Annotated in this window: 4 protein-coding genes; 1 reads left to right on the forward strand and 3 read right to left on the reverse strand. The window is 73.6% G+C overall.

All coding sequences use genetic code 11. The features are described 5' to 3' along the window. Window positions 1-73 precede the first annotated feature (73 nt). From ACZ38L_RS07870 to ACZ38L_RS07880, 3 genes are all read right to left on the reverse strand, one after another. Window positions 74-3,100 (reverse strand): bifunctional [glutamine synthetase] adenylyltransferase/[glutamine synthetase]-adenylyl-L-tyrosine phosphorylase, encoded by a 3,027-nt coding sequence (locus ACZ38L_RS07870; RefSeq protein ID WP_465690293.1) that lies wholly within the window; start codon window positions 3,098-3,100, stop codon window positions 74-76. A gap of 160 nt (window positions 3,101-3,260) precedes the next feature. Further along, complete coding sequence (locus ACZ38L_RS07875) at window positions 3,261-3,905, reverse strand: DUF7927 domain-containing protein (RefSeq protein WP_465690295.1); 645 nt, start codon at window positions 3,903-3,905, stop codon at window positions 3,261-3,263. A 532-nt stretch (window positions 3,906-4,437) separates the two neighbouring features. Beyond that, the gene (locus tag ACZ38L_RS07880; RefSeq protein WP_396561797.1) at window positions 4,438-5,799 is read right to left on the reverse strand and encodes a glutamine synthetase family protein; all 1,362 of its coding nucleotides are present in this window, start codon (window positions 5,797-5,799) and stop codon (window positions 4,438-4,440) included. A gap of 206 nt (window positions 5,800-6,005) precedes the next feature. On the opposite strand from ACZ38L_RS07880, the gene ACZ38L_RS07885 reads away from it, so the two are divergent. Next, window positions 6,006-7,763 carry an NAD+ synthase gene (locus ACZ38L_RS07885; protein WP_465690297.1) on the forward strand — a complete coding sequence of 586 codons (1,758 nt, stop codon included), beginning with the start codon at window positions 6,006-6,008 and terminating at the stop codon, window positions 7,761-7,763. The last annotated feature ends 167 nt before the right edge of the window (window positions 7,764-7,930 follow it).

Consider the following 7,930-nt stretch of genomic DNA (forward strand, 5'->3'; position numbering starts at 1 on the left):
CGGTCCGCCGGGCGGGGCGGCGTCGTGTCCGGGCCCGGACCGGCCGTGGCGGACGCCCGGCCGTCGCACACGATCAGCCGTAGAAGACCCGCTCCATCACGCTCCGGGCCCGCCGGGTGGTCCGCCGGTAGTCGTCCAGCAGCTGGCCGCTGCGCCCCTCGCCGTACCCGAGGTAACGGGCCACCCCGGCCAGCTCCCGCGACTCCCCCGGAAAGCTGTCCCCGGGCCGCCCGCGGACCAGCATCACCGCGGCGCGCACCCGGGAGGCCAGCACCCAGGCCTCGTCGAGCACCCGGGCGTCGGCGGCGGCCAGCAGCCCGGCCTCCGTCGCGGCCCGCAGCGCCTCCCGGGTCCGGGTGGTGCGCAGCTCCGGCACCCGGTCCGCGTGCTGCAGCTGGAGCAGCTGGACGGTCCACTCCACGTCGGCCAGCCCGCCGCGGCCGATCTTGGTGTGGGTGGTCGGGTCGGCCCCGCGCGGCAGCCGCTCCCGCTCCACCCGGGCCTTGATCCGCCGGATCTCCAGCAGGTCCCCCTCCGGCACCCCGCCCACCGGGTAGCGCAGCGGGTCGATCAGCTCCCGGAACCGCTCCCCCAGCTCGGCGTCGCCCGCCACCGGCTCGGCCCGCAGCAGCGCCTGGCTCTCCCAGACGTGCGACCAGCGCGCGTAGTACGCCCGGTACGAGCCCAGGGTGCGCACCAGCGGCCCCTGCCGGCCCTCCGGGCGCAGGTCGGCGTCGACCAGCAGCGGCGGCTCGGTCGACGGCACGGCCAGCCGGGTGCGCAGCTCGTTGCAGACCGAGCGGACGGCCGCGGTGGCGTCCCGGTCCCCGTCCGACCGCTCCTCGTGCACGAAGAGCACGTCCGCGTCCGAGCCGTAGCCCAGCTCGTGCCCACCGAACCGGCCCATCGCGATCACCGCGATCCGGGCCGGCAGCGGCACGCCGTGCTCCGCCTCCCAGCTCGCCACGCAGGCCGCCAGCGCACCCTGCAAGGTGGCCGCGGTGAGATCGGTCAGCGCGTCCGAGACGGCTTCCAGCGCCTCGCCCGGGTCGTCCCCGAACCGGCCCAGCAGGTCGGCCGCCGCGGTGCGGAAGAGCTCGCGCCGGCGGACCGAACGGACCGCCGCGACGCCCGCCGCCGGGCCGTCCGCCCGGCCGACCGCCGCCAGCACCTCCTGTTCCAGCGCCGCCCGCCCGCGCGGCTGCAACCCCTGCGGGTCGCCCAGCATGGCCACCGCCTCGGGGGCGCGCAGCAGCAGGTCGGGGGCGAGCCGCCCGGCCGACAGCACCCGGGCCAGCTGCTCGGCCGCCGCGCTCTCGTCGCGCAGCAGGCGCAGGTACCAGGGGGTGCGGCCGAGCGCGTCGGAGACCTGCCGGAAGCCCAGCAGGCCGGCGTCCGGGTCGGCCGAGTCGGCGAACCAGCCGAGCAGCACCGGCAGCAGGGTGCGCTGGATGGCCGCCTTGCGGCTGACCCCGGTGGCCAGCGCGGTCAGGTGGCGCAGCGCGGCCGCCGGGTCGTGGAAGCCCAGCGCGACCAGCCGGGCCCGGGCCGCCTCGGTGCTCATCGCCGGGGTGCCCGGGGTGAGCGCCGCGCCGGCCGGGAGGTCGGCCACCGCGTCCAGCAGCGGGCGGTAGAAGAGCTTCTCGTGCAGCCGGCGGACCTCCAGCGCGTGCCGCTTCCACTCCCGCTCCAGCGCGGCCACCGGGTCGGCCCGGGTGTCGCCGTTGATCACCGCGGCCAGCGAACGGGCCAGTCTGCGCAGGTCGGCCGGGTCCTTGGGCATCAGGTGGGTGCGGCGCAGCCGGTGCAGCTGGATCCGGTGTTCCAGGGCGCGCAGGAACCGGTACGCGGCGTCCAGCGAGGCGGCGTCGGCGCGGCCGACGTAGCCGCCGGCCGACAGCGCGGCCAGCGCCTCCAGGGTGTTGCCGCTGCGCAGCGCGGGGTCGGTGCGGCCGTGCACCAGCTGCAGCAACTGCACCGAGAACTCGACGTCCCGCAGGCCGCCCGGACCGAGCTTGAGCTGGCGGTCCAGCTCGGGGGCCGGGATCGCCTCGACCACCCGGCGGCGCATCTGCTGGACGTCCGCGACGAAGTTCTCCCGCTCGGCGGCCTGCCAGACCATCGGCGCCAGCGCCGCGACGTACGCCGCGCCCAGCTCGGCGTCGCCGGCCACCGGGCGGGCCTTCAGCAGGGCCTGGAACTCCCAGGTCTTGGCCCAGCGCTGGTAGTACGCGAGGTGGCTGGCCAGGGTGCGCACCAGCGGGCCGTGCCGCCCCTCGGGGCGCAGGTTGGCGTCCACCGGCCAGATCGAGCCCTCCCGGGTGGTGTCCGAGCAGAGCCGCATCGTCCGGGCGGCCAGCCTGGTGGCCGCCTGCAGCGCGTGCTGCTCGTCGACGCCCTCACGGGCCTCGGCGACGAAGATCACGTCGACGTCCGAGACGTAGTTCAGCTCGCGGCCGCCGCACTTGCCCATGCCGATCACGGCCAGTCGGCAGGCCTCGGCGGCCTCCTCGTCCGCCTCCTCGGCCAGCGCCAGTGCGGTCCGCAGGGTGGCGCCGGCCAGGTCGGCCAGCTCGGCGGAGGTCTGCGCGAGGTCGGCGGTGGCGCTCAGGTCGCGGGCGGCGATGGCCAGCAGGCAGCGGCGGTAGCCGGTGCGCAGCACGTCGGCGGGGTCGCCCTCGGCGGCGGCCAGCCGCTCGGCCAGCTCGCGGCGGAACTCCTCGGTGCCCGGGTGGACGTCCCGCACCTCGAAGGTCTCCAGGGCGTGCCAGTCGCGCGGGTGGGTGGCCAGGTGGTCGCCGAGCGCGGCGGAGGCGCCGAGCACGCTCAGCAGCCGGTCGCGCAGTGGTTTGGAGGTGGTCAGGGTGTCCCGCAGGGTGTGCCGCTCGGTCTCGCCGAGCGCCTCCAGCAACCGGGCCAGGCCCAGCAGCGCGAGGTCGGGGTCGGCGGTGGCGCCCAGGGAGTCGAGCAGGATCGGGTCGTCGGCCAGGCCGTGCAGGGCGGGGGCGGCGAGCCGGCGGACGGCCGCCTCGGGGTCGGTGAAGCCGCGGCGGACCAGCCGGACCTCGGGCCTGCTGACGCGGCTGCCGGCGCTGGTCATCCGGACTCCCTTCGCTGGCGGTGATCGCTGGGTAGCGTACGTGTTCGTCAAGCTCCTTCCCCGCCCCGGGCGGGTGACGCACGCCGGCGGAGAACACGACCGCGGGGCCCGGCCGGTGGGCCGGACCCCGCGGTGTGTGCGCGGCGCGGGAGGCTACTGGTCAGTGCCGGCCCGCCCGACGGGACACCAGGAAGAGCGTGGTGCCGGCGATCACCAGCAGTACCGAGACCGTCCCGAGCAGGCCCGGCCCGTCGTCGGCCCCGGTCTGCGCGAGCTGTCCGGGGGCGGTGGGGGTGGGCTGGGCGGGCGGCGTCGGGTGACTCGGCCAGGTGGGCCGGGTCGGCTTCGTCGGCGTGCCCGACGGGCTGGGCGTGCTCGACGGGCTGGGCGTGCTCGACGGGCTGGGCTTGCTCGACGGGCTGGGCGACGGGCTGCCCGGCGAACCGCAGATGTCCACGCTGCAACCGGCCTCCGTCCCGGTCGGGCAGCTGCTGAACGGTGGGCCGGTCACCGCGTTGTGCAGCGTCATCGGACCGTTGTCCGGCCGGTTGGTGGTGACGCTGTAGACGATCACGGTCCGCTCGCCCGGCCTGAGGTCACCGGTCCAGGTCAGCACGGGCGCGTCGTACCGCAGCCGCCCGACGCCCACCCGCGCGTCCTGGTCGTACCTGGCATCCGCCAGGTCCCCACGGAGGTCGTCGGTCACCACCGCCCCGGTGATCGGCTCGTTCCCGTCGTTGTGGAGCCGGACGGTGAAGGTGATCCGCTGCCCGGCGACGTAGGAAGTCCGGTCGGCCGACTTCACGATCTCCAGGTGGCACCGCCGCGGATCGCGCGCCGGCGGCCCCTGCACGGGCGCGCTCGGGCCCGTCACCGCGCTGGGACTCGCCGGCGCACTCGGGCCGACCTCGGCGCCGGGGCTGGTCACAGCGCTCGGCCCAGGGCTCGCCGACGCACCGGCACTCGCGGTGGCACTCGCACTCGCCGCCCCCACCGGCTCCCCCAACGCCCGCGCCGGCAACGCCCCCACCAGCAAACCCGTACTGGTGGCGCAGAGCGCGACCAACGGGACAACCCACCGTCGCACGCCCCTCACCGGCGTTCTCTCCGACCGACCCACACCCGCACCTCCATCACTCCGAGTGAATGCCACTCAGATCATGGAGGCGACAATTCTGACGAAGAGATCAGAACACGGAGGCCACTCGGCAAGTCGTCAGAATTTCCCCCGAACCGCCCAATCACCACCCCTCCGGCCCACCCCCACCGAGCACGGCGGCTCCGGCCCGGCGGGGGTGATCCGCCGGCCCGGAGCCGCCGTACTGGCCGGCCGGTGACTACAACACCTGGAGGTTCTTGCGCAGCTCGAACGGCGTGACCTCGGAGCGGTACTCCTCCCACTCCTGGCGCTTGTTGCGCAGGAAGAAGTCGAAGACGTGCTCGCCGAGGGTTTCGGCGACCAGTTCGCTGCGCTGCATCAGGTCGATCGCCTCGCCGAGGTTCTGCGGCATGGGCTGGATGCCCATGGCACGGCGTTCGGCGTCGGAGAGGGCCCAGACGTCGTCGTCGGCGCCGGGCGGGAGTTCGTAGCCCTCCTCGATGCCCTTGAGACCGGCGGCGAGGGTGACCGCGTAGGCGAGGTAGGGGTTGCAGCCGGTGTCCAGGGAGCGGACCTCGACCCGGGTGGAGCCCTGCTTGCCCGGCTTGTACATCGGCACCCGGATCAGCGCGGAGCGGTTGTTGTGGCCCCAGCAGATGTACGACGGCGCCTCGCCGCCCGCGCCGGCGGTGCGCTGCGAGCCACCCCAGATCCGCTTGTAGGAGTTGACCCACTGGTTGGTGACGGCGGCGGTCTCGGCGGCGTGCCGGAGCAGGCCGGCGATGAAGGAGCGGCCGACCTTGGAGAGCTGGAACTCGGCGCCCGTCTCGTGGAAGGCGTTCCGGTCGCCCTCGAAGAGCGACAGGTGGGTGTGCATGCCCGAGCCCGGGAACTGCGAGAACGGCTTCGGCATGAAGCTCGCGTGGACGCCCTGCTCCAGCGCCACCTCCTTCATGACCAGCCGGAAGGTCATGATGTTGTCGGCCGTGGAGAGCGCGTCGGCGTAGCGCAGGTCGATCTCCTGCTGGCCGGGGGCGCCCTCGTGGTGCGAGAACTCGACCGAGATGCCCATCGACTCCAGCATGGTGATCGCCTGGCGGCGGAAGTCGTGGCCCACCCCGCGCGGGGTGTGGTCGAAGTAGCCGGACTGGTCGGCGGGCTGGGGCGCGGTGCCGTCCCCGGGGAGGTTCTTGAGCAGGAAGAACTCGATCTCGGGGTGGGTGTAGAAGGTGAAGCCGAGGTCGGAGGTCCGCTTCAGGGTGCGCTTGAGGACGAAGCGCGGGTCGGCGAAGGACGGTGAGCCGTCCGGCATCAGGATGTCGCAGAACATCCGCGCGGTGCCGGGGGTCTCGGAGCGCCAGGGCAGTATCTGGAACGTGGTCGGGTCCGGCTTGGCGATCATGTCGGACTCGTAGACCCGGGCGAAGCCCTCGATCGCGGAGCCGTCGAAGCCGATGCCCTCCTCGAAGGCCTGCTCCAACTCGGCCGGGGCCACCGCCACCGACTTGAGGAACCCGAGCACGTCGGTGAACCACAGCCGGACGAACCGGATGTCACGCTCTTCGAGCGTACGGAGCACGAACTCCTGCTGCTTGCCCATGGGGACAGTCTCACCTCTGCTCTTTACGTTCGTGTTACGCAAGCGGGACGGTCGCGGGACGCCGTTTCCGGACGTACGCACTGTTCGCTCCCATCATCGCGGATCCACCGCCCCCGGTGGCACCCCGGTCACGGCGAACGCTCGGGGAACGCTCGCGGGCCGGCCTGGCCGCGACATAATGTCAGTTAGACGATTAGACTGGCGGCATGCCCAGTCTCCGCCTCGCCCTGAGCCAGTTCGATCCCCACGTCGGGGACATCGCGTACAACAGCGAGGAGGTCGTGCGCTGGACCAGGCGCGCCGCCGAGCGCGGTGCGCAGTTGGTCGCGTTCCCCGAGATGGCCCTGACCGGGTATCCGGTCGAGGACCTCGCGCTGCGGCGGTCGTTCGTGGAGGCCTCACGGGCCGCGCTGGTGGCACTGGCCGAGCGGCTGGCCGCCGAGGGGCTGGGCGAGCTGCCCGTCCTGGTCGGCTACCTGGGCCGGTCCGAGCAGGAGTCGCGCCGCCCGTACCGGCCGGCCGGGTCACCGCAGAACTGCGCGGCGGTGCTGCACCGGGGCCGGGTGGTCACCCGGTTCGCCAAGCACCACCTGCCGAACTACGGCGTCTTCGACGAGTACCGGTACTTCGTGCCCGGCGAGCAGCTCTCGGTGCTGCGGCTGCACGGGGTGGACGTGGCGCTGGCGATCTGCGAGGACATCTGGCAGGACGGCGGACGGGTGACCGCCACCCGGGAGGCAGGGGCCGGGCTGCTGCTGGTGATCAACGGCTCGCCGTACGAGCGCAACAAGGACGACCAGCGCCTGGAGCTGGTCCAGCGCCGGGCCGCCGAGGCCGACTGCACGTTGGCGTACCTCAACATGGTCGGCGCCCAGGACGAGCTGGTCTTCGACGGCGACTCCCTGGTGGTGGACGCGGCCGGCCGGGTGCTGGCGCGCGCGCCGCAGTTCGAGGAGGCGCTGCTGGTGCTCGACCTCGACCTGCCGGCCGCCGACGAGCGCGACCGCACCGACGGCCTGTTGCTCAGCGACGGCCTGCACCTGGCCCGCACCGAGCTGGGCGGCGAGGTCGTCGAACGGCCCGCCGAGCCGCTCACCGCGGGCACCGCGCCGCGGTTGGAGGACGAGGCCGAGATCTACGCCGCCCTGGTCACCGGCACCCGGGCGTACGTGCGCAAGAACGGCTTCAAGTCGGTGCTGATCGGTCTCTCCGGCGGCATCGACTCGGCGCTGGTGGCGGCCATCGCGGTGGACGCGATCGGCGCCGAGAACGTGCACTGCGTCTCGATGCCGAGCCGCTACTCCTCGCAGCACTCCCGGGACGACGCGGCCGAGCTGGCCCGGCGCACCGGACTGCACTTCCGGACCGTCGAGATCGCCCCGATGTTCGACGCCTACATGGACGCGCTCGGGCTGACCGGGCTGGCCGAGGAGAACCTGCAGTCCCGGCTGCGCGGCACGCTGCTGATGGCGATCTCCAACCAGGAGGGGCACATCGTGCTCGCGCCCGGCAACAAGAGCGAGCTGGCGGTCGGCTACTCGACCCTGTACGGCGACTCGGTGGGCGCCTTCGGCCCGATCAAGGACGTCTACAAGTCGCTGATCTTCCGGCTGGCCCGCTGGCGCAACGAGCTGGCGGCCGAGCGCGGCGAGACCCCGCCGATCCCGGAGAACACCATCAGCAAGCCGCCGAGCGCCGAGCTGCGGCCGGACCAGCTGGACACCGACTCGCTGCCCGACTACGACCTGCTGGACGCCGTGCTGGACGCCTACGTGGAGGGCGACCAGGGCCGGGACGCGATCGTGGCGCAGGGCTTCGACCCGGCCGTGGTGGACCGGGTGGTGCGGCTGGTGGACACCGCGGAGTACAAGCGTCGGCAGTACCCGCCGGGCCCGAAGATCTCCCCCAAGGGCTTCGGCCGGGACCGCCGGCTGCCGATCACCAACGGCTGGCGTCGCGGCTGACCGGCCGCCGGCTTCCGCCGCGACGGCTCAGCTTGCAATTTTAGCTTCTGTCGTCACTCTGCGTGTTTGCTGGTGGTCGGTTCGCTCTTGCGGTAGGGCGGTCGCTTGGATTTCGGGCGGTTCTTCGAGCCTTTCGGGCGGCCTGGGCCGGGGCGGGTGGGTTTCGG

The sequence above is a fragment of the Kitasatospora sp. NPDC024654 genome (assembly GCF_055559155.1).